An 810-nucleotide genomic window follows, 5' to 3' on the forward strand; every position below is an offset into this window, starting at 1 on the left:
GCTGGATTCGGAGCTACACCCGGCCAGTACCAAGCCGGCGACGGACACGGCGAGCAGAGTGCCTCGCAATCCGCGCCGGATCGGTGTGTCGCTGCTCATCGAACTCCCCCTTCCTCGGCGAATGTCCGGACAGTGCCGGTGATTCGGAGCTGATCGGAAACAACATCCGCCATACTTATAACTAGTTCAAAGTATGACGCTGGTGGTGTGATGTCAAGAACGGGAGGCCGGCGGGACGTAGCGCCGAGGTCAGTCATTGGTGGACCCCAGACCCTTGCGGCGGCGAGGTCGGAACCAGGCGCGGGCGGAACAGAATCCGTTTGACGGCGTCTCGCCGGATCATCCACACCGGCAGGTAGCCCACCACGAGGCTTCCGACCAGGTGCGGCCACAACTGCACGGAGAACAGGATCGTGGGCAGACCAGCACTCCAAGCCACGAAGCCGCAGGCGATGATGAAGCGTGCCACCAGCTTCATTCCGTCGAAGACAGCGGCCGGGAAGCTCCATTTCGGTGCAATCCCGGACTCCCGGGTCGATGCCCAGATCAAGGGGATGATGGCCGCATTGGTCACGGCCAAAACGATCAGGAGCCAGAGCATGTACCCGGGGCTGGTAGCGGTCGATCCGATCGCTTCGGCAGCCGCGCCCCACGACTGGGCGGCATCGAGGACCGCGGAGAGGGTCGGCCGGTCGGCCGCCGTGATCTGCTCGCGTGTGTAGCCGAGGTCGCCATACCGGTAGACGCCGAGAACGTACGTGAGGACCACGGTGAGCACGGCGAAGTGGATGAAGGGGCACAACTGAGTCC

Annotated in this window: 1 protein-coding gene; it reads right to left on the reverse strand. The window is 63.8% G+C overall.

Going from position 1 to position 810, the window contains the following annotated elements:
- Window positions 1-253: 253 nt before the first annotated feature.
- A partial coding sequence (locus ACFWJO_RS40060) for a hypothetical protein (protein ID WP_386873261.1) occupies window positions 254-810 on the reverse strand: 557 nt, incomplete at its 5' end.

Source organism: Streptomyces sp. NPDC127092, assembly GCF_042722475.1.
GTDB lineage: Bacteria > Actinomycetota > Actinomycetes > Streptomycetales > Streptomycetaceae > Streptomyces.